This is a genomic window from Kordia sp. (genome assembly GCF_965224175.1).
GTDB lineage: Bacteria > Bacteroidota > Bacteroidia > Flavobacteriales > Flavobacteriaceae > Kordia.
Genome location: NZ_OZ245041.1, coordinates 2,977,788 through 3,001,339, shown reverse-complemented (window position 1 = coordinate 3,001,339; position 23,552 = coordinate 2,977,788). Strand labels below are relative to the sequence as shown.

The following is a 23,552-nucleotide window of genomic DNA, read 5'->3' as shown; positions in this document are numbered from 1 at the left end:
TTTTAATACTTCAGAGAGTTGCTCTTGAAGGAGTTTATTCTCTAAAAATAAAAGAAATAAAAATAGTTGTGTTACGGTTTTTAAGGATTTAACATAATGTGTTTATGTAGTGATTTTAGTTTGCCTTTTTTACCGTTTCATCTAACCATTTAAAGAATTCTCGTTGCCATACCAAACTGTTTTGTGCTGACAGTACCCAATGGTTTTCTTCTGGGAAATATAAAAGTTTTGATTTTATGCCTTGCAATTGTGCTGCTTGAAATGCTTCTAGTCCTTGCCCAATTGGAACTCTAAAATCTTTTCCTCCTTGAATGATTAAGATTGGCGTATCCCATTTGTCCACAAAGTTAATTGGGTTAAATTCTTTGTATGATTTTTGGGCTGCTGCATTCGTTTTATCCCAATAATTTCCTCCAAGATCCCAATTCACAAAGAATAATTCTTCCGTAGTTCCGTACATGGATCTCCAATTGAAAATTCCATCATGAGAGATAAATGACTTAAATCGACCTTCATGTCTTGATGCTAAGTAGAAAACAGAGTAACCGCCATAACTTGCACCAACACATGCCATTCTATCCTTATCTACATATGATTCTTTGGCAACATCATCAATAGCTGCAAGGTAATCTTTCATGTTTTGTCCACCATAATCTTTAGAGATTTGTTCATTCCATTCCACACCATGACCTGGCATTCCTCTTCGGTTTGGTGCAACAACAATATAACCGTTTGCAGCCATCAATTGGAAGTTCCAACGGAAGGAATAAAATTGAGATAATGCGCCTTGCGGACCACCTTGACAATATAAAAGTGTAGGATATTTTTTAGTTGGATCAAAATCTGGTGGATAAATTACCCACGTTACCATATCTTTTCCATCGGTAGTTTTTACCATTCGCTTCTCTATTTTAGACATTTTGATGTCTTTGTAGATATCGTCATTTGCTTGGGATAATTGTTTCATGACACCAGTTTTGATATCTAGATTGTAAATCTCCGTTGCATGATTCATGTCACGTCTGTTCACGATTAAATAGTCTCCACTTTGCCCTATGATGCCATTTACATCAAACTGACCGCTAGAAATTTGTCTAGGTTTTGATTTTTTATTCTTGCTAGTTGGCACATCAATTTCAAAAGCATGAACTGTTCCGCCGACAGGTGCATTAAAGTAAATTTTTGATCCATCATCACTCCAAATAAATCCATTCACGGTACCGTCCCAATTTTCTGTAAGATTTACAGTTCCATTAGGCAACCTGACAATGATATCATTTTTATCAGATTCGTATCCATCTCTTTTCATTTGCAACCAAGCCAATGTTCCTTTTGAAGAAAATGCAGGCTGTGTATCATAACCTTTATTGTTTTCTGTGAGATTAGTGGTCTGTTTTGTTTCTATATTATATTCGTAGATGTTTGAATTTGTGCTGACCGCATATGCTGTGCCTTCTAATTTTTTGGTAACGTACAATACTTTTTTAGAATCAGGACTCCAAATATAGTCTTCATCACCGCCAAATGGTTGTTGTGGGCAGTCATATGGTTCGCCTTCCATCAAATCAATTCCGTCATCATTTTCATCCGTAGCAGATTGAATAAATACATGGCTGAATGATCCATCTTCCCATTTGTCCCAATGTCTGTAATTGAGTTGATCATAAATATACACATTGGAATTAGGAACATCTTCATAGTGATCATTACCACTGACTTTTTTGATTTTTACGTCTTTCGCGATTAATTTCCATTTTCCGTCTGGTGATATGTTTTTGTCTTTTACTTGATTCCCAACTTCTTCTAAAGTTTTTATAGATCCTCCATTAACAGCCACAGAAAATACCTTACTGGAGCGTTCATTCGTTTTTATATCAAAAGCTGAGGTTTTGTAAATTACGTGTTGTCCGTCAGTAGTGAGTCCGACAGCAGAAATTCTATTCAATTCGATGAGTTGTTTAGGTGTCATTACTTTCGATTGGCTGAATCCAAGAGTTGTCATAAAAGTGTAGCTTAATATTAGAAACAAAATTTTTTTCATGATCAATGTTTTTGAGGTTGGATGGTTATGTTAAGAATCTGTTTTATATTAAAATATAGTTTTCATTATACTAGATAATTAAGATTTAAATATCCGACGCTTATGCATCAAACAAACGCAAGTCGTTATTAATTTTTAAATCAGGAATGCCTTCGTATTTACCTTCTAAATAGTCTTTTTCAAAAGAAGCATCTTTGCGAATCTTTTTATCATATAAAGATTCTAAAGAAGTGACGCCGTATTGATCTTTTTCGGCAATAAGGATTTGATCACGTCTAAACAGTTTTCGTTTCGAGTTGATTAACGAAGAATTGTGTGAAGCAAAAATAAGTTGTGCGCCATGCGGATTATTTTCTTTAGAGTTGAACAATTCCACAATCGATTTACTCAAATGCGGATGTAATTGTGCGTCAAACTCATCAATAATTAAGGTTTTTCCGTGTAATAGCGTATCGATTATTGGGCCAGAAAGCGCTACATATTTTCCCGTACCCAAAGATTCATTCACAAATAGATTGAAGTAGATATTATCTATTTCGTCATTATTTTCATCATAAATAGTGTGTTTTGTGCTTACTACAACATTTTCTTCATCAGACTCCAAAATCATCTTTCTTATTTCCTTTGGAACGTTTCCTTTTTCTAAAATTTCCTCAGTCAATTTAAAACGTTCTACTTTTGTTTCGGTAAAACCTAAATCGGCACCAGCAATAAAATTGTCTATATATTTCTTTTTTTCAGGATCGTCCATCATATCAATCGTAAAATTGACTGTATAACGATCTTGCATTCCTGAAATGTATTGCACATTACTTAATGCTTTTAAAATTGATATTGCTGTCGGAATATTAAACTGAGCACATACTGAAAGAAATAATGCATTTTTACGAGTGATAGACGTTAAATTTGTGCTAGCTGCATCATATTTTTTTGTAACCTTTATTTCTTGAAGTGCTCTTTCAAACAAAAGTTGTTCCTTATTTTTAGTAGTAGCATACAACCACTCTTTGTGAATTTCGGTATCGTCTACCTCAAAACCATATCGATATTTAATAGCATCGTGAATAAAAACAAACTCAAAAAAACTAGGTTTTTCAATGGTTTCTGTCGATAAACAAAACGGCTGTACTTCTATAGGTTCGTCTGCTTGCGAATCTTTCGACGAATTAATTGTAAACTTTCGTGCAAAATTTATCGCCTTAAATAAATTACTCTTTCCGTTAGAATTTGCTCCATAAATAACCATACTCTTCAAAAGCGTCAAGTTTTTTAATGGCGCATCATACAAGTTGGTATTTCTTAATTCAGTAAGCGAAGTCGCAGTGAAATCAATAGAGGTTCTATTTTTAAATGATAAATAGTTTTCTACTGTGAATTTTACGAGCATTTAGGTAATATTTTTAGGTTATGCATTACAAATATATCATTTTATACGAAAATATCGTACAAAAACACCTTTTTTATTTTGGTTAGGTGAAATAAAAGTCTATATTTGTACGTGTTTTTCTCATAAAAGATAATTTTTTTATTGAAATAACATGAATTTGAATAGAATCATCGTAAATCTCGCATAGATTGTTTAAAATATGTTTGGTTGCTGAAAATGATAATTCAAACATAAAGGAATCAGTGGGTTAGCTGATTCTTTACAACATAGATTTTAATATAAATTACACTATAAAGAAAGTTAATGATAAAGAGAGAATTTCCTTTTTACCGACAGTTAGACCAAATGGATTGTGGACCAACGTGTTTACGTATGGTAGCAAAACATTTTGGACGCGCATATGCTATTGATTTTCTGAGAAAGAAAGCAAATATTACCAGAGAAGGTGTGTCTTTAGGAGGAATTGCTGAAGCTGCCGAAGAAATTGGATTGCATACACTAGCGGTAAGTGTTGATTATAAAACATTGGTTGATGAAGTTCCGTATCCGTGTATTGCACACTGGAGACAACGTCATTTTGTGGTAGTTTATAAGATAAAAAGAAATACAGTATATATTGCAGATCCAGCACATGGATTGGTAAAATACTCTAAAGAAGATTTCTTAAAAGGTTGGATAGGAAGCAACGCAGATCCTGAGAATGCAGAAGGATATTTGCTTTTATTAGAACCTACTCCTGAGTTTTACGAAATGGAGAAGGAAGAAAAGAAAGAATACGGATTTAAGTTCTTATTCTGGTATTTTAAGCCTTATAAGAAATACATAATGCAGTTGGTTTTAGGACTCATCGTCGGAAGTTTGCTGCAATTAATATTTCCTTTTTTAACACAATCCGTCGTCGATTACGGTATTAATTATCAGAATAAAAACTTTGTATTTCTGATATTAATTGCCCAATTAACGCTGTTTATATCGCAAACCACCGTAGAACTGATTCGAGGTTGGATTTTACTCCATATGACGAGCCGGATTAATATTAACCTGATCTCCGATTTCTTAATCAAGCTGATGCGATTGCCTATTGCGTTCTTTGATTCCAAAAATACAGGAGATATCATTCAGCGTATATACGATCACAACAGAATTCAGAGTTTCTTATCGTCAACAACGTTAAATACACTGTTTTCTGCCTTTAACATGATTATTTTTGGAGCTGTATTGGCATATTACAACATGCAAATATTTGCCATATTTTTTATTGGCTCTGCGTTGTATATTGGTTGGACATTACTCTTCATGAAAAAGAGAGCGGAACTCGATTATAAACGATTTGATCAATCTTCTGATAACCAAAGTAGTTTGTATCAATTGATTTCTGGAATGCAAGAAATTAAATTGAACGGTTCTGAACGTAGAAGACGTTGGGAATGGGAAGCAATTCAAGTGCGTTTATTCAAAATTTCGATTAAAGGCTTAGCGCTTTCGCAGACACAAAATACAGGTGGGCGATTCATTAACGAATTAAAAAATATTATCATCACTTATATTGCGGCTACTTCAGTAATTGACGATCCGTTATTTACCTTAGGTATGATGCTTTCCGTTCAGTATATTATTGGACAATTAAACATGCCAATTAATAACTTTATCACCTTTATTCAGTCTGGACAAGATGCAAAAATCAGTTTAGAGCGTTTATCTGAAATTCATAATAAAGATGATGAAGAAGATCGTTTTGAAGAAAACATCAAAGAATTGCCAAACGATAAAACCATCAAGCTTACTAATGCAAGTTTCCGTTATGGAGGAAAAAGTTCGCCATTAATCTTAGATGATTTAACCGTAGACATTCCTGAAGGAAAAGTAACGGCAATTGTTGGAGCTAGTGGAAGTGGGAAAACTACATTGATTAAGCTGTTATTGAAATTCTATGAGTTTAATGAAGGTTCTATTCATATTGGTCCGCACAAATTGGGTGATATGAGTACTAAAACATGGCGTAAAGCATGTGGTTCAGTAATGCAAGACGGTTTCTTATTTGGAGATACAATCGCGAGAAATATTACAGAATCTGATTCTGAGGGAATTATAGATAAGCAGCGTTTAATTCACGCAGTAAAAGTTGCCAATATTGAAGATTTTATCGAAGAGTTACCATCAGGGTATAATACAAAAATTGGATCCAGTGGAGTAAATGTTTCTGGAGGACAAAAGCAACGTATTTTAATTGCACGTGCTGTATACAAAGATCCAAAGTATATTTTCTTTGATGAAGCTACAAGTGCTTTAGATGCTAACAATGAAAAAGTAATTATGGAAAACTTACAGGAATTCTATAAAGGAAAAACAGTAGTTGTTGTAGCACACCGTTTGAGTACTGTAAAAAATGCAGATCAAATTATCGTACTAGACAAAGGAAAGATTATTGAGCTAGGAAATCACGAAGAATTAACCGCAAAACGCGGAGCATATTATACGTTAGTAAAAAATCAATTAGAGCTAGGAAACTAATATGGCTAAGAAGAAAGACGAAAAAAAGGAAGAAGAAAAGAAAGAGCAAAGACGCAAAAAAATCAATGATTTGGACGAACGTTCCGATCAGGTGAAAGAAATTTTGGGTCAGGCTCCAAATTGGGTAATCCAATGGGGAATTTCGGTAGTGTTTATCATTATCATCCTCTTTTTGATAGGATCAGCATTGCTTAGTTATAATGATATTATTCCTGCAAGAGTTACGATTACTTCAGAAAATCCGCCTGCACATTTAACTGCAAAAGCTGCTGGGAAGTTAACAAGTATTTTTGTAGAAGCTGGTCAAAAAGTAGAAGCAGACCAAGTGTTAGCCGTAATTGAAAATACAGCTAATTTTGAAGATGTACAATTGCTTAAAGAAAAATTGCAAAGCTTTGTGCCACGTCAGAGCGATTTTGATTCATTGAACTATATACTTCCTCCAAAATTAAAATTGGGGCCCATACAGCCAGTTTATAATGCATTTAGAGCGCAATATCTGAACTATTTAAACTATACAACGTTTAGTGAAGATAAAAATCAAGCAGCTAACATAAATTTACAATTAGGCAGAGTTCGTAACAGATTGAGAAATAGTGAAAACCAATTGGATTACTATAAGACAGAATTAGCGAATGCTAAAAAACGTTATGAAAAGTTTAAGCGATTGTATGCAAGTCAAAGTGTTGCAGAAAGAGAGTATAAAGATCAAGAAAATGCATACCTAAGTGCAAGACGTTTGTATGAAAGTTTGCTGTCGAGTATAGAAAATGATAAAAGTTCAATCTTAACTTTACAAAATAATCTGCGTCAAGCTTCTGTTGGCGATAAAAGTTCGGAAATTTCTACCGATCAAAACTTAGAGCAAGCTAAGCAAGATTTAGAAAATCAAATTTTACAGTGGGAGCAACAGTTTGTACTAAAATCGCCTATAAAAGGAGAAGTGACCGTTTTTGATATTTGGTCTAAGTATCAAAATGTGAATATAGGCCAAGATTTATTCACAGTAATTCCAGACAAGATAGAAGGTATTATTGGACGTGTGTCATTCCCGGTACAAAACTCAGGAAAGATTAAAGTTGGTCAAAATGTAATTATCAAATTAGATAGTTATCCGTACCAAGAATGGGGAAGTTTAACAGGAGAAATTATTAATATATCTGGTGTGCCTCAGTTAAATCCGCAAGGTGGACCGCCAGCGTATGTAGCTTATTTAAAAGTAGAATCATTAGAAAGTTCTTTTGAAAAACCAATCGATTTCAAACAAGAAATGGAAGGTACTGCAGAAATCGTAGTAGAAGAATTAACAGTAATGCAAAGAATCTTCTATCAATTGCGAGAAGTATTTAGTAGAAAATAATAAAACAGAAATAACGATGTTTACATTCTTTTTTTTCATTATAAAAATCCTTTCAGGCAGCTAACCTGAAAGGATTTTATATTTTTAGCAAGGAAATGCACAAGATAAAATGGCTTGTGTATTACATGTTGGGTCATTTGTTCCGCAATTGTTTGTTCCACAACCATTTGTTCCAGGGCAGTTTGCAGAAACGACACATCCTGTTAAAGGTCCTGTAAAAATACATTGTGGCGCTGTAGATTCTCTATTACCACCTTTCGCGTTTGCTTTGTTTAATTCCGCAATTTTTGACTTTGATAAGTTTAACTTGTTTAATCCTAACTTTTGTTTTTTCATAATCTAAATTTTTGGTTAATAAAAAATACAATTAGAAAGATATTAAGGGAAGACTATAATAAACTAGCAAGCTTCGAGACAGCTAATAATTTGTCTAGTTTGTGTTGGTGGAGGGCAAGTTCCGCTTGGGCATCCATTGGTTCCGCCACATTGGTTAGCTGCACTACAATTTGCAGTTACATCACAGGTGTCATCGTAGTAACCTGTTGCGATACAAAAAGGATTTGTAGATTCAGTGCCCCAACCTCCTTTTGCATTTAGTGTATTTAATTCTGCAACTCTTGATTTTGTTAAACTCAACTTGTTTAATCCTAATTTTTGTTTTTTCATAATCTAAATTTTTTAGTTAATAAAAAATACATCATTAGGTATTTTGGGGAAACACTGTCCATAAAGATACCAAACAAACTCATTAGAACTGATGAAAGAATTGTTAATTAACAAAAAAAGCCTTTAGCAAATTGCTAAAGACTTTTTTGAAATTATATTTGTTTAGTTGTTTTCAACCTCCTGTATCTAGTCCATTACCTGGTTTAGGGTCTATTGTACGTCCGCCAATGGTGTTAGTTACTGTATCACATTGATTACGCATTGATTTTATGCATTCTTCATTTATTGTTTCAGGTGGCGGTGGCGGTGGCACTGTTGTGCAGACACCATTGGTTGCTCCTCCGAATAGGATATGGGGATTTCCTATTCTGGAAATTTTCACTTTTTTCAGTTTTAGTGATTTCATAATAATCTTTGTTTTAGTTCAACGAGATAAATGTCTAAAAAAAAAGGCAAATATTTAAGAGTTGATAGTGATATTTTATAAAATGTCACTTATGTATCTGTATGATTTTTAAGGCTTTTGATATAGTATGATGGATACATGTCTGTTTGTGCTTTAAAGGCTCTAGAAAAGGTTTCCGAACGCTTAAATCCAAATTCTTCAGCAATGGCTTTAATAGTATACGAACGTAACTTGGGATCATTTTTAAGTCTAATCAATGCGGCATTGATGCGTAATTCTGAAAGATATGCTTTGAATGATTTCTCTTTATGGCTATTAATTACATTTGATAAATAGGTGGTATTTGTTTTTAATTTTTTTGCTACAAAACCCAAGGTACAATCTTGTCGTAAATACAATTCCTTTTCTTCAAAGACGGCTAAGTCTTTTAAAATTTGCAAAGCATTTTCGTCGGTTACGGCACTAGAAGATTCTTTCGAGATGATTTTTGGAGCTACTTTTTCTTTGGGTTGTTCTAGTTGTTCAATTGTGACTAGTAATTCCTGAAAACGTTTTTTGTTAATCTTTTGTTTTCGTTTAAACCAGATAAAAAATCCAATAAGTATTACTAAAAGGATGACTGAAGCACTATATAAATATGTTGTGTTTCTATCTAAGGAATCAATTTCTTCTTGAAGCGGAACGATGTCATGTTCTTTATGAATTCTGTTATTTAAAGAAATATCGAGGCTATCATTTTTTTCATCTAATTCATAATATTTAATAGAATATTCTGAGGCTTTTTTATTGTTTTCTGTTGCTGTATATGACAACTGTAAATACTTATATGTTTCCTTTTGCTCTGCAAAATCTAACTTGAATTGATTAGAAATATCAAGGGCTTTTTTTAAATACTCTGTCGCTTGGTGGAATTTTTCTAATTCATAAGAGTTTTTCCCAATATAAAAATAAGGTGTTGCCAAATTTGATAATTCGTTTGTACTAATAAAGTAAGCTTCTATTTGTTTACAGATATCTATACTTTGTTTGTAATTTTTATTTTGATATTTAATAATAGCTTTATTCATAAAAGCCCAAAAATAGGCGTCAGGGAATTCTTCTTTGGGAGAAAGTTTTAAAGCTAAATCGTTATATGGTTGCGCTTTTTTAGGTTGTTTGATTCTTAAATATGTATCTGCTAACTGCATAAGAATAGTATGCTTACTTGCTCGTTTTTTTTCATCATTAATATCGGATTCCTCTAAAACTTTTAAGTTTTCCTCTAAAATATCAATAGCCTCCTTATAATCTTTATGAATTTTTTTGATCAATGCTATGTTGATGGCAATTTTAGATAAGTGTATTGGGTTTTTTGTAAGTTTAGCATATTTTCTAGCTTTGAGATATTGGTTTAAAGCTTTGTTACTTTTATTAAGATCAAAGAAGTTATTTCCCTTTAGACTATAGCTTTTGTAAAGTAATATATTGTCATTAAGTCGTGTAGCAATGCGAATGACTTCATCTGTATCTTCAATGGATGCTGTGTATTCAGTTAATGAGTATTTAGCACGTGCGACATTGTACTTTGCCAACGCTGTTTTTTCTTCTTCATTATTCTTTTTTGCCAGTTGGTACGCAGTTATAGCGTAAGTTTTGGCTTTAGAAGGATTTTTATAGAAAGAATCATTATACAATTTAGATAACTCCTCATATGATTTCCCTTGTAAAGAATCTGTTTGTGCATTCAGCGAAAGCGAACAGCAAAAAAGAAGCGCAATGATGATAAAATAACGTATTGAAAAAGATGATTTTGTAAGATACATTCTTGAAGTATTTAGGGTCAATCAGTCTATACAAGTATAACGGTTTTATACGTAGAAAAAAAATAAGTAGGATGAAAGGTGATTCCTTTCGTGCAAAAGAATTGGAATAAAAAAAGTCCAGCAATTTGCTAGACTTTTTTTGGTGTTATAATTCGATAAATTACTTGTTTTTATTTTTGTTCATGTGCTTTTTACGCGCAATCATCGATTTGTAGTAACGATATAAGAAATCGTAACATACCATTTCATGAATACGGTTTTTAGATTTAAACAATCGGTTCATTAACATATGCAGATAACTTCCCATTAAGTCATTGATAGGCATCATGAGCGTTTCGTCTTCTTTGTGCTTTATGATAGCCGCCGCAATGTCCTTGATTCCGTCTTCTTTTTGTTTTAATACGTCTAAGATTGGTTCATAATCAGGGTTCTCTTCCGCAGTAAATACCATAAACTCTTCAATCTTTTTGCGTTCGGCTCTGAATTTGTCATCCAATTGCTTTTTTAGTGGTCGCCCCATTCCAAATTCGTTTCCAAATCCAGTTTTTAAACGATCCATGATTGCTAACTTTTCATCGTCATTATACCCGTAACTGGTTAAATGCGAATCCATAGCTCTGATAGAAAACAACCAGCGCAATTCTTCGCCTTCGTCACCTTCAATCATGTCTACAAAATCTACAATCATTTTACTATCGTGATAAAACATAGCTTCTGCCAATTCCATTGTATTGGCTCCGTAACGTTCTATTTCTCGTTGATAGGTGTCAATTTGAATTTTATAAATTAAATCCTGATCGATAAATTCTTTAAATTTTGGATACAATCCGTTGATGATCATTCCAACATTTTCAGGTTTTGTGTAGTGAAAACGTACACGTACATGATGTTTTGGATCGGCATATCGGATAAAAAACCATTTATCGATAATTCCGTGTGCGATAAGCTGTTCTGCAACAGGTTTGATAATCTCCGTTAACACAGCATCACAGGTTTTTGGTCCTGTATAAATTTTATAATACAGCCAACTGTCTCCTAAGATAAAATTTCTTTGTATTTCGTTACTCATTGCTCTGCTTGCTTTGTGTTAATTTTTGTTCGTTATAAAATGAAATTACTACTTGATTGGTGTAATATTCATCTCCTTCTTTTACTACGCCGCGTTCACTGAATAGGAATTCGGTAAGTTTAAATGAACCTCTTTTACTTACGGTGTTCAGTAACATACGAACAGAGGTAAGGTTTTCAAAGTTTACAAGCAATTCATTATCTCCATCGGCAAGCATGACATATTGCGGAATTTTTAAGCTTTCGCGCAATGTTTGTATGGCTTCCGTAAGTGCATCGTTGTCGTTTTTACTTTTTAGCAATGGCTGAATATGACTCTTCTTTAGGTTCCATGTAGCATCATGAAGAATTAAGTTGTTGAATTCTACACGTGGTAAAAATGGGAAGTCATTGGCAAAAGGACCTAAACCAAAGCCAACTCCACTTCGTATTCCTTGCGTTTGCATGTCGGCTAAGAAGTGATAAATTGGTAACGAGTTGTGAGAGTAATTGTGTGCATTTGTTAAATGTGGAACTACTTCTTTGTTGTTCTTTTTGGAACGTAACAATACTTTACTCAATCCTTTTACAGAAACCATTAAATCGTCAATTGGTAATTGATCTTCTTCATCTTTGATCGATTTTGCTAGGTATGGAATTTCATGTTTACGTAAATCTGGACGCATTAAAATATTTCCAACTCTCGATTCTGGAAGATGCACAATTTCTGCTAAGATTTTTTCTTTGTTCATCTCAGCTTCCATGTCTACCATTTCTTGTGTGTAAGCAAATAACGCCTCATCACCATGACAAAAACGTCCTAGTAAGTTAGCAGCACTCGATCCGCCGCCGCCGCTATATTTAATTTTGTGTTCGCCATTTTCATCTTCTAAAATCTCAATCATACAAGATAAAGTATCTGGAAGATCATTCCAGTTGAGGTCATAATCTTTAAAATCGGCTTCGTTGATGGTGATGACATAATCGTCATTTTTAAAAGCTTGAATGAGTTTGTCTTGAAAGAATGAATTGATCGATGACCAGCGAACTTCCATCATTGGATGTTTTGCTTGTCTGCCAGGAATGACAATATTATCTACAAGTGGATTTACGTCTCCGGCACCTTGATCTTGTTTGTAGCCAATTCCAATTTCAACATCTAAAGCTGTAGAAAGTGGCACTTCGCGTTCTTCGAAACGCTCGTGAAAAGCGTCTCTAAATTTTGTTAATGTTGTTGTGTTCTGTGGAAACGTTAAGCGATTTAGTAACGCAAATCCTTTTTGAATATCTTCTACTACCGATGTACTCAATGTATTTTTGGTATTTTGTAATACCATATCGGTTTGAAACATAAACTTCAATTCAAAGTCAGTTTCCAGTTGTTGCAAAAACTCGCTGAGTTCTAAATATACTTTTGGATTGTTTCCAATAGATTGATCAATCTTATTGATTTTTTTATCTGCTTCTTTCAGCGCTGCTAAGATACCTTCAACACCTTGCAAGCGTTCTAGTACATCACATATTTGTTCTAAGAATTCTGGTCCCGAAACGGAAGGTTCAAGTTCACTAATCAGTAACTGACTAGATACTAACTCTTCTATGAATTCAGTTGATTCTTCAATGGTAATTTCATCATCAACCAGTAATTTCGCTAAATCAGATAAAGAAGCTCCATGCGCAGCTTTTTCTAATACGACAGCCAAATATTCAGTATCATCAACCGCAACAATGTGGTGATGTCTTCTACTGTTAAAATATTTGTATTCTATGTAGCGTAATTGTGGTCCGGCTTTGTATATACTAGAATTTGGAAAAAACAAGAGTTGTTCTCTAATTTTCTTGTTTGTCACTAAATCTTGCGATAGTGCTACCAAGTAGTTCATGTCCAATCGCGTGTGACGCTTATTTTTATCAGAACCTTTAAGTTGAATGTTTGTTTCTTCACCAAATTCTCCTACTGAACATCCTGCAAAAAGTCCAAATGGTGTACATCTGGAAGACATTCTAGAGATATATTTTAAGATAGAATAACGTAGTTTTTCCTCTTTTTTGGCATCGTCCATTTCGCCAGCAAGCCAACGATTCATTTCTTCAAATAATGAAGGTGAAGCTAAAAATAATGCTTCTCTCACTACAGGATTTTCACAAACCGTTCTAAAATCTTCATCAGAGATTTCTTTTTTGGCTGTCAATTCTTGATAAGAAGTGAATGAGAAAAGTGGTGTTCGTAATATATATTTTGAAAAATTCTTATATGGATTTTTACTCATTTGTTTTTAGCTTATCATTAAACATTCATCCCAATTTGTATCGTAATCTGCTAGATAGTCTAGAATTGCTAATCCAATTCCAGCAACTCCTTCTAAGAGTGATACTTCTGGCGCCCAACTTTTGTCAACACCTTTCCACTGCTTGTATCCTGCATATCCGTCTTCAAAAGTACCTTTGTCGATTCCGTCTTGAATCCAAAACTCAAAAGCATCTTTAAAAACTTGATCGCCTGTTTCTTTGTACATTCTGTAGAACATTTGTGCATTTCCATAAGAACCATGACAAACACCAGCATCACGTACCAAACTATCTTCTACTTTGGTTCTTCCGGCAGAATGTTTCAACACTTCTAAAGCAGTATTTCCTAATTCAGAATCGTTCAGGGTTTTTGAAGCAAACCAGAAACGCATCGCTACACCAAGATCACCATAACACCAAGCCAAACGACTTTGTCCTTCTTCGTCGTCAGTTTTATCGGTTACCCAACTTGGGAAAACAGAAAATGGATCTTCTTTAGTAGTTTTAAAGTTTAAGATATACTTGATTCCACCTTTTAACATTGGTTCTGATTTCTCTTTGAAATCATCGTATACATGTAATTTTGTGAGGATTCCTACAATACTAGACATTCCGTGAGAGAGACTTAAGTTGTATCCTCTTTCTTTGGTTTCTATGCTTAATTCAGATTCCCATTTAATTTTTCCATCACCATCATCTTCCGACATGTCTTCTAGTAAGTCAAGAAACTCTAAAAGAATGGTTTTGTATTTCTCTTTTAATTCGTTTGATTTTGTATTTCTGTAGCGGTTTACAAAGTAAAAAGCATATCCGATGGCTCCGTGAAGAAAATCGTAGTTTCCATTCTTCATATCGGTTACCATGAATGTATGAATATATTGATCTAATTCTGGTAATAAATCGTCATTATCAGCATCCATAAACTCTTCTTGTTCCAAATGATCTAAAACCCATCCTGCTCCTGCAATACCAGTACAAAAAGTTGGATAACTGTAGCCTTCATTAATTTTATCGATACAATCTGTAAGCATTTCTACACCGATATCGGCGTGGTCATCAATATCTAAATATTTTGAATAGTAAAACTCAAATAAAGCGATACCAGAAAGTCCTGCTAATACTCCAATTTGAGATTCTTCTTTGTATTTTGATTTAATGATTAGGTCAATTTCTTTTAACTTTTTTTCTAATAGCTCCTTATTCATAATTTTTTAAAATAATTCAAGTTTTGGTTTACTTCAAATTAAAGGCTTTTTTTATACTATAACAAGCACAGAATGGAGTATATGCAATAAAAAACAAGATAAGTTATCGAAATTTATAAAAACGCACTAAAAAACTGTATTATTTTAACTCTTTTAGTAATTTTTTAGCTTTTTGATAATTGTAGTTGTTAGGATCTGAAACTAATTTCTCTAATACTTTCTTAGCATTTTTAGCATCGTTTTGTTTTAAATAGGTAAGAGCAGTATACCAATATCCTTTGTGATGATCGAAAGTATCACTATTTAACAAAGCATCAAAAGTTTGAATAGCTTCATGATAGTTGTCAAGTTCTAAATAAGAAACTCCAATATACAACTGAATTTTAGGATCGTACGTAGCTGTTTCGTGTTCGTGCTTTTTGAACGCAGTTAAGGCTTCTTTGTATTTTTCTTGTTGAAATAAAGTTGCAGCTTTTGCTAAATTAGTATTGGTATCACTTTTCGTTTGGAAAGATGGTAAAGAATTCCAATCATGATATTCTGTAAATGCATCAGTTGCAGTAATTGATTGCATGAATGTAAAATAGAACAATGTCATTATTGCTGCAATAGCAACTGCTGAAGAAATATAATAGAAGTATGTTTTTCTGTTTTTAGTAACTTGAGGAGTATGAGCTTCTTGTTGAATGTCACGTATTTTTTTAGATAAATCGACAACATCATCTGTTCTAAATTCATTTGCAAGTGCTTTTAGCTCTTTAACTGTGGCATTCGTTTTTACATTCCATGTATCTTCATTATACACACTTTCTAGAGATGAAAATGTGTCCACAAACGATGCAAGTTCAGCATCATTTTTTAATAAGGCTTCAAAAGCAGTTTTTTCATCTTCTGACATCTGATTGTTCAAATACGAAGCAATTTGCTCATATGATTGTTCATCAAAACTCATAATTTCTTTATTTTGGAAAATGCAGCATCTTCCTGAATTAGCTTGGTTAATTTAGCTTTACACTTAAAAACACGTTGTCTAGCAACTACTTTAGACGAATACGAAAACGTATCTACAATTTCATCATACGAAGTTCCATTAAACAAAAGTGTCAGTACTTTTCTACAATTTTCAGAGAGCAATTGAAACTTTTTTATGTACAATTCCCACTGTTCTTGTTCTAGTAATGCAAAAGCATTTTCTGTTTCTTTATCCTCAAGTTCAACAACCTTTGATTTTGTTACCCGTTTTTTATTTAATTCTCTTCTCCAAAGATTTTTACAAGTAGTAAAAAGATAGGCTTCAAAAGATGATTTTATCACTAATTCTCTCTTTTTGAGTCTAATGTATAGTTGAATCAACGCGTTGTGAAAAACATCTTCAGCATCAGATAAAGATCCTTTATTTTGTAAAACAAACGTTTTCACTTTAGCAAAAAACTGATTATATATTTCTTGCAATACAGTTTTTTCTCCTGAGCGAAGTCCTTCAATAAAATGGTCATCATTTAACATAAAAATAGGGTTGACTAGAAAAGCTGTTCTAAAAATACTGAAATAAATCGGGTAACAAAATTTCTTACGCGGAACTATCTCATGAATCGATTCATTCATAGGTGGAATCCGAAAAGCCTATAGCCAAAAAAGAGTAGGAAATAACCAATAACCAAATACAAATTATGAAAAAATTTTATGTTTTTTGCCAATTGTTTTTATTGGGAATAGTTTGTGGTTTTGCACAAGATAATTGTGAAAACTTCAATACATCTCAAGGAAATTGGCAAACCTCAGCAGCAGGAATAACTATAAGTAATAGTGCTCCTAATGCAGATGGAACGAATTATATGAGAGGAACTGATGCTGCAAGTACTACAGGATCTTGGATTTATAATGAAACAGATTACACAGGAAATCTGGGAGATAACGGAGGTACATGCCTTTGTTGGGATTACAAAGTTTTTGATGATAGTGCTGCAGGTTCACCAAACATGAATCCAAGAATTGTAATATATCAAGGAACTGTTACAAATCAAACACTTAGAGCTACTTATGTCTCTAATACTACCATCACAGAAAATAGTCCATGGGTAAATGTTTGTCCACCTTCTATAGTACCAGCAACGAATGCTTTACCATCTGATGCAAACGGAGCATGGGTGATGCCAGCCGGAAGTACAATAGCAGATTGGAACAATTTAATCAGTAATATTTCAGGAGTAGCATTTGGTACAGATGTAGCAGGTTCTTCAACGCAAGACGAAGTATTAGGAATAGATAATTTCTGCGCTACTACATGTTGTGATCCTACTGATTCACCAGCATTTGATATTGAAATCAGTTGTGATAATGGAAATAAATGTGTAACAGTTACCTCAAATGATCCCAATATTCCAAATCATTGGTGGGGATTAATGGAAATTTCAGATTACTCAAATCCAAACGATACTAGTGATTCAAATACAGCTAATAGTGGTACGCCAGTGACCTTAATTACAGGACAGAGTAGCGCTACTTTTTGTTGGTTAGATTTATCTAAACGATATTACATAAAACATGGGATTTGGGATCCAGGATGTTATACTTGGAGAGAAGTAAGGACTCCTGTACCTAATTTTGAAGCAGATGCTGTATTCCATTTTGAAGATGAAAATGACAATATAAAAGATGAATTTTGTTACGGAGAAGACGTTATTTTAGATGGAACTGCATCACAAGGAGAAAACAGATACTATATTGATGCTTGGAGAAGACCAATAGGAACTAACGGCAACTTTAATTGGTATGCTGGATTAGGATGGACATTAAACTCAACAGTTGGAGAAGTTAATCTTTCACAAGAATTTGCTAACTTAAGTAATCCTAGATATTTTGAGCCAGGCTTCGAATATGAAATCAAACTGGCAGTAATGAACCTTGATGATTGTATTGGATGGACTCCAGTGACACACACTTTTACAGTGGTATGTTGTGATGACTTTTTAGATGCTTCATTCCACTCACAACAAGCAACTACAGGGAATATAGAAATTTTAAGTTTTGATTTATATGACAATGTAAATGCAACACATGAATGGTTTATTCTTTCTAGTCCTAATCAAAATGGCGGACCTTATACGCCTGTATTAAACACAACTTCAACAGGACCAGCACCATTTACATTCCCAATAAACGCTCAATCTGGATTATTTTACACCGTTATTCATAGAGTTACGACGCTTTGCGGGGAAATTTGCTCAACAAATGTGCATTATTATACCAGAGGTGAAAGCATAGGTAAAAGCTCATTATACATAGCAGATGTAGAAGATAAATGTCAATTAATTGATGAAGTATTTCCTGAGTGTCAAGCGCCAACGAATCTAAGATACGATTGTAAAAGAGCTCAGTTAAGTTGGTCTGGTGATCCTAATGCTGATTATGTTGTTCAAGTTAATTGGGGAGATCCAACATGTTGTAGAACATCTGGAAATAACCCAGTTTCTATAAGTAGAAATGTACGTGGTACTTCTTTTACACTACCATTCATTCATGAATCAAGATGCTTTAGTTGGAGAGTTGGAATACGATGCAAAGACGGAACCATAAAATGGTCAAGACTCATATGTTCAGATTGTATTACAAGACCAGATGAAGACGGTCCTACAAAACCAGTAGATGCGGATGTGAAAACAGAAGCTAAAATTTCACCAAATCCTAATGACGGTAATATGAATATTGAAATTTCTGGAAGAGACAAAACAGACTTTACGTTAAATGTATATCGTTTTGATGGAATCTTAGTGAAAACTTTCGATAAGAATCGTATTGAAAATAAATTAACAACCATCACTTGGAATGGTAAGTCAGTTTTAACACCAGGAATGTACTTCTTTGTAATTACTACTGATAAAGAAACAGTGACCAAGAAAGTTATTGTAAAATAAAAATAACCAAGTATAACTCATGAAAGTTCCAGTCAATTTTAATTGACTGGAATTTTTTTATGCTGAAAACTCTAACAATCAATAATGATTAATGTGTGATTGGTAAATATTTGATAAACAATAGTTTTGAGTGGATTTTTAAACTTTTGTGTAATAAATTGGGTAACAAAAATTCATCTTGTTAACTATCTCATGAATTGATATCATTCAATAGGCAGAACCTGAAAAGCCTGTAACCAAAATAGAGTAAGGAGTAACCAAAAAATCAATATCCCAATTATGAAAAAGATGCTTTACTAACACAGAATTAGTACAGCAAAAAACAAAAAAACCAATTGATAGAATAAATTTAATAATGCAAGAGAATTCGAGCTAGTTGTAACGCACTTGAATTTTTACCATACCTAAACCAATCATTATTATACACTTAGTATTAATTTAAACTTTAAGAAATATGAAAAAAGTAATAGTATACTGTTTTGCATTGCTATTGATGACTTTAGTAGGTTGTCAAAAAGAAACACTACATCTAGAAGAAACTGAAATTGCTAAAGAAACGGAAATCACTCAAAAAGGAGGTGCCTCAAATACTGCAGATACTCGAGGTAATGAACTTGTTATTTTATATGAAGATGGTACTACAGAAGCAGAAAAAGTGTTGAAAAGGGCAGAACATAACGTAGAATCCTATAAAAAATGCGAATGTGCAGATCCTAATTTAGAATTGTGGATTTTTTCAAAAGGAGAAGTTTCTGGTGATGGAGGCTTGGAAGAAAAAAAACATGTTATCAGGAGTGGTGGCGGAGTTGAAGGCGCAGACTACAATCCAAACATCAAAATACAAGATGACGTATTTATCGATTTTGGAGGTTTTGGAAGTACTGAAGATGCCTTATTAAAAAGAGTAAGTGCCAATCAAGGAGTTACTGTGGCTATTTTAGACACAGGTGTCATGTATGATTATCCTGGATTTTCCTCACCGTTTTTATACAATAGCGGACAAGATGCTTGTTCAAATAATGGATATGATGATATGTTTGGTTGGAATTTTGTGGATGAGGACAACAATCCATATGATAACCATACAGGAAGGCATGGAACCATAGTATCAAGTCTAATTGCTTCCAAATTTGAAAATGCAAATATTGATTACCAAATTTTACCTGTAAAAGTAGCAAGTAGAACAGGGAATATACGTTATTTTGATGGTTTATGTGGATTTCAGTATGCCGCAAAAAAACCAGGTGTAAATATTATAAACATGAGTTTTGGTTGGTATAACCATGAACGCGAATTATTAGAAAAATTTATACTTGATGCAGAAGATATTTTAGTCATTACCTCTGCTGGAAATGATGGTATAAATAATGATACAACTCCACACTATCCTTCATCGTATGATTCTGATAATATTTTAGCGATTGCTGCTTTAGGCGCACGTAATTCTCAAGGAAGTAACACAAATGCAAATATTGGAGGATCTTTTGTAGATCTTTATGGTTCAGCCACAAGTAATACTCCTTTGGCAAGTTTCTCAAATAGAGGTTTGTATTCAGTAGATATTGCCGCTCCTGGTGAACACATTCCTTTTTCCTATAACCACCAAACTTTGTACATCAACGGAACATCTTACTCTGCAGCATTAGCCTCAGGATATAGCGGAACATTATATCAAAGCGGAATGTCTGGAGCAGCATTAAGAACTTCTGTCATAACAAATTCTGTATACGATCCAGATTTGTCAGAAATACAATATGCCAAACATATTCCTGAATAAGATATAGTTTAAATTAGGTTTAGGTAATCTTGCATTTAGACTATTTAAAAGAGGAGTGTGAAAACTCCTCTTTTCCTTAACAAAATTTAATATTAAGAAGTCTATAAGATGTACAGAGTACTGTAAGTTGAATTGAGATTTTAAGATTAGTTATTTTACTTACTCAACACCACCGCCATTTTTAATGACATGTTTCTTTTCTCCTCCATTAATTTTGGAAGTCAAGTTAGAAGAAATTTGAAATTGTCTAAATTGTGAAATTTTTTCTTGATTTTTCATAATAATAAAGTTTTATCTATTAATAACTTAAGAAAGTTACTAATTATTTTATAGATTTATAACCATTGCATATTAAACTAACACCTAAGCCTTTATGATTACTTTACGTACAAGAATTCATAAGTTCCCTCTAATTCTACTTTTTCTCTTATCATTGCAATTACTTAAAGCTCAAGACATACAACTATCTCCCTATTACAACCAACAAATTGAAGCAAAAGAGTTGACATTTCATCAAAAAGAAAAACTAGTTGATAGTTTGTTAAAACTTAAAAATATAAAAGTTAATAAAATTGACTTAGCTCAAATTTACTACCAATTATCTATAACAGATTGGACATCAAACTTAGAACGTTCTATTTTGTATGCAGATAAGGTATTGGTAATTGCAGATGAATTAAAAAACTATAAAGAAGAAATATTTTCAAAAACTCTTTGTAATAAAATGTTTTTTCTATTTACAGACGAAAAATTCAATAAGGCATTAAAAGTCAGTCAAGAATATGTAGACTTATATAAGTCAGAAAACACAATACTTGGGAAAGTGTTTTGTTACAGAGGAAATATTTATAGTGAATTGGGAGATTTACAAAAATCTTTGGATAGTTACGATAAATCAATTTACATCTTTAAAAAAATAAAAGATAATGGACGGCTAACGGATGCATACGTAGCCAAATTAGCAGCTTATGTTAGTGTTGAAGATATAACCTATGATGAAAAAATAAAAGAACTTGCTGGAGAGATAAAAAAAATAAAAGAAAGTGCTGATCTCTTCCCTGAACAAGAAATGGCTTTCAAATTTAATATGGGATATTTCTATGATTTTTTAGGAGATTACAAAAAAGCAGGAATTAATTATACAGAAGCCTTGGAAATAGCACTTGAAGAAGAAGATTTTGAAAATGCTTTTGAAATGTATACAAACCTTGGCGTATTATCTAAGAAAGAAAATAACTTAGAAGAGGCATTGCTATATTTTCTAAAAGCATCAGAATATGTTTTTGATAAAAAATATCTCATGGCTTCAAATTCCAACAACTTAGCTGATATTTATCAAATAAAAAACAATCACAAAAAAGCGCTCATTCATTATCAAAATGCAATTACACAAGTATTACAAGCTAAAGAACTCGATTATCAAAAACTACCTAGTTTTGAAGACATCGAACTCTCTCCAAACAAGCTAGATATTCTAGGATATTTAATTGACAAAGCAAATGGCTGGATTGCATATTACGAAGCAGAAAAAAAGCCTGAATACCTTCAATATGCACTAGAAACCTTTACACTTGCCGATCAACTAATCGATGTTATTTATGTTCGAAGTCGTGAAGATTTATCAAAACTATTCTGGCGTAAAAAAAGTGCAGCTTTCTATCCAAATGCTGTGGAGGTTTGTTATCGCTTACAACAACCTGAAAAAGCGTTTTTCTTTATGGAAAAAAACAAAGCGATGTTGTTGCTGGAAAACATGACCAATGCAACAGCAAAACGCTTGTCAAAGCTTCCTGAAAAAGTATTAGAACGTGAACAAAATCTCATCAAAGAAATCAAAGCATTGGAAGCGGAAATTCAAACTATTACAAATCTGAAAAATCAACAAACAGATGTATTGAAAAACAATATGTTCAATTACAAAAAAGAATACAATGCTTTTATAGATTCTCTAGAAATCAACCATCCTAAATACTACAATTACAAGAAAAATATCAATATTGTGACGCTTAAAGATGTTCAAAAAAACTTGCAATCTGATGAAATAGTATTGCAATACATCGTGGGAAAAGAAAAAGGATTTGTAGCGTTAATCTCTGCTCAAAACATTCAACTGAAAGAATTGCCAAATACAAAAACATTGACAACAACGGTAGCGACTTATAAGAATGCAGTTTCGAAACCGTTTGTGAGCAAAAATGACAAAAGTTCCTATCAAACAATTGCTAAAAAACTTTATGAGCAACTCATTCCATTTGGTGATGAAAACATATTTTCACAAAAGCGAATTACCATCATTGCTGATGGAATTTTACAATACATTCCCTTTGAAGCATTGGTAATGCCAAACAATACATATTTCATCAAAAATGCTGAAATTCACTATAACTATTCATTGTCATCGGCAGCGCAATCACAACAAAACAAAACGCAAATAGGAAAAACTTTTATAGCGATTGCACCAACGAAATTCAGAAACAATCAGCATGCCACCTTAAAAACAAGCGCATTAGAATTAAAAAAACTCACAGATATCTTTGAAGCAAATCATTTTCAATATGAAAAAGCAACCAAAGAACAATTTATAGAAGCTTATGGCAATTACAAAATAATTCATCTATCAACCCATGGAGGTATTGATAATACAATTCCTTGGATGGCTTTCTATGACGAAAAAATGACGCTTGACGAATTGTATTTCACCAAGAATCAATCAGAATTAGTCGTATTAAGTGCTTGCAAAACTTCCGATGGAGAACTCAAAAAAGGCGAAGGTGTTATGAGTTTGGCTAGAGGATTTTTCAATGCTGGAGCTAAAAGTGTAGTTTCTTCACTATGGGACATCAATGAAAAAGCGAGCAATGAAATCATTCAAGAGTTTTATAAAAACATTGCCAACGGAGACACAAAATCGGCGGCCTTACAAAAAGCAAAACTTACCTATATTAAAAATAATCAAAACACAAGCGAGGCTTCTCCATACTATTGGAGTGCTTTGACAATTACGGGTGATATAAAACCCATCTATAAAAATGGATATTTGTATATATACTATCTCTTAGGAGCTATACTACTAACAGGAATTGTAGTCTATATTCGATCTAAAAGAAAGACCAAACAAGCAGCATAAAATTAGATGAATCTATATAT

General features: G+C 33.0%; 16 protein-coding genes. 5 read left to right on the top strand and 11 right to left on the bottom strand.

The window, feature by feature from the left end; genetic code table 11:
- Positions 1 to 115: 115 nt before the first annotated feature.
- Complete coding sequence (locus ACOQOS_RS13060) at positions 116 to 2,041, bottom strand: S9 family peptidase (RefSeq protein WP_420570908.1); 1,926 nt, start codon at positions 2,039 to 2,041, stop codon at positions 116 to 118.
- A gap of 100 nt (positions 2,042 to 2,141) precedes the next feature.
- Positions 2,142 to 3,428, bottom strand: a complete 1,287-nt coding sequence (locus ACOQOS_RS13055; protein WP_420570907.1) for an AAA family ATPase — start codon at positions 3,426 to 3,428, stop codon at positions 2,142 to 2,144.
- 303 nt (positions 3,429 to 3,731) lie between these two features.
- Here ACOQOS_RS13055 and ACOQOS_RS13050 point away from each other — a divergent pair, with 303 nt between their 5' ends.
- Both ACOQOS_RS13050 and ACOQOS_RS13045 read left to right on the top strand, forming a co-directional pair.
- Positions 3,732 to 5,939, top strand: a complete 2,208-nt coding sequence (locus ACOQOS_RS13050; protein ID WP_420570906.1) for a peptidase domain-containing ABC transporter — start codon at positions 3,732 to 3,734, stop codon at positions 5,937 to 5,939.
- Between the two features lies 1 nt (position 5,940).
- Positions 5,941 to 7,299, top strand: a complete 1,359-nt coding sequence (locus tag ACOQOS_RS13045; RefSeq protein WP_420570905.1) for an HlyD family secretion protein — start codon at positions 5,941 to 5,943, stop codon at positions 7,297 to 7,299.
- Between the two features lie 84 nt (positions 7,300 to 7,383).
- On the opposite strand, the gene ACOQOS_RS13040 is transcribed toward ACOQOS_RS13045, so the two are convergent.
- The 9 genes from ACOQOS_RS13040 to ACOQOS_RS13000 form a co-directional block, all read right to left on the bottom strand.
- Entirely contained in the window at positions 7,384 to 7,635 is a 252-nt protein-coding gene (locus tag ACOQOS_RS13040) for a hypothetical protein (protein WP_420570904.1), read from the bottom strand.
- 63 nt (positions 7,636 to 7,698) lie between these two features.
- Entirely contained in the window at positions 7,699 to 7,965 is a 267-nt protein-coding gene (locus tag ACOQOS_RS13035; RefSeq protein ID WP_420570903.1) for a hypothetical protein, read from the bottom strand.
- A gap of 172 nt (positions 7,966 to 8,137) precedes the next feature.
- Complete coding sequence (locus ACOQOS_RS13030; protein ID WP_420570902.1) at positions 8,138 to 8,371, bottom strand: hypothetical protein; 234 nt, start codon at positions 8,369 to 8,371, stop codon at positions 8,138 to 8,140.
- 89 nt (positions 8,372 to 8,460) lie between these two features.
- Complete coding sequence (locus ACOQOS_RS13025; RefSeq protein ID WP_420570901.1) at positions 8,461 to 10,173, bottom strand: helix-turn-helix domain-containing protein; 1,713 nt, start codon at positions 10,171 to 10,173, stop codon at positions 8,461 to 8,463.
- A gap of 160 nt (positions 10,174 to 10,333) precedes the next feature.
- A complete protein-coding gene (locus ACOQOS_RS13020) occupies positions 10,334 to 11,242 on the bottom strand; it encodes a thiopeptide-type bacteriocin biosynthesis protein (protein WP_420570900.1) in 909 nt (302 codons plus the stop codon).
- Positions 11,235 to 13,490, bottom strand: coding sequence for a lantibiotic dehydratase family protein (locus tag ACOQOS_RS13015; protein ID WP_420570899.1), 2,256 nt, complete (start codon positions 13,488 to 13,490; stop codon positions 11,235 to 11,237). The genes ACOQOS_RS13020 and ACOQOS_RS13015 overlap by 8 nt, the downstream gene beginning before the upstream one ends.
- 6 nt (positions 13,491 to 13,496) lie before the next feature.
- Positions 13,497 to 14,714: a lanthionine synthetase C family protein gene (locus tag ACOQOS_RS13010; protein ID WP_420570898.1), complete on the bottom strand. Its 1,218-nt coding sequence runs from the start codon at positions 14,712 to 14,714 to the stop codon at positions 13,497 to 13,499.
- Positions 14,715 to 14,853: 139 nt separating this feature from the next.
- Positions 14,854 to 15,666: a tetratricopeptide repeat protein gene (locus ACOQOS_RS13005; RefSeq protein ID WP_420570897.1), complete on the bottom strand. Its 813-nt coding sequence runs from the start codon at positions 15,664 to 15,666 to the stop codon at positions 14,854 to 14,856.
- Entirely contained in the window at positions 15,663 to 16,220 is a 558-nt protein-coding gene (locus ACOQOS_RS13000) for an RNA polymerase sigma factor (protein ID WP_420570896.1), read from the bottom strand. The genes ACOQOS_RS13005 and ACOQOS_RS13000 overlap by 4 nt, the downstream gene beginning before the upstream one ends.
- 164 nt (positions 16,221 to 16,384) lie before the next feature.
- Here ACOQOS_RS13000 and ACOQOS_RS12995 point away from each other — a divergent pair, with 164 nt between their 5' ends.
- The 3 genes from ACOQOS_RS12995 to ACOQOS_RS12985 all read left to right on the top strand — a co-directional run bounded on the left by ACOQOS_RS12995 (position 16,385) and on the right by ACOQOS_RS12985 (position 23,532).
- Positions 16,385 to 18,628, top strand: coding sequence for a T9SS type A sorting domain-containing protein (locus tag ACOQOS_RS12995; protein ID WP_420570895.1), 2,244 nt, complete (start codon positions 16,385 to 16,387; stop codon positions 18,626 to 18,628).
- Positions 18,629 to 19,082: 454 nt separating this feature from the next.
- Complete coding sequence (locus ACOQOS_RS12990; RefSeq protein WP_420570894.1) at positions 19,083 to 20,405, top strand: S8 family serine peptidase; 1,323 nt, start codon at positions 19,083 to 19,085, stop codon at positions 20,403 to 20,405.
- Between the two features lie 373 nt (positions 20,406 to 20,778).
- Positions 20,779 to 23,532 carry a CHAT domain-containing protein gene (locus ACOQOS_RS12985; RefSeq protein WP_420570893.1) on the top strand — a complete coding sequence of 918 codons (2,754 nt, stop codon included), beginning with the start codon at positions 20,779 to 20,781 and terminating at the stop codon, positions 23,530 to 23,532.
- The last annotated feature ends 20 nt before the right edge of the window (positions 23,533 to 23,552 follow it).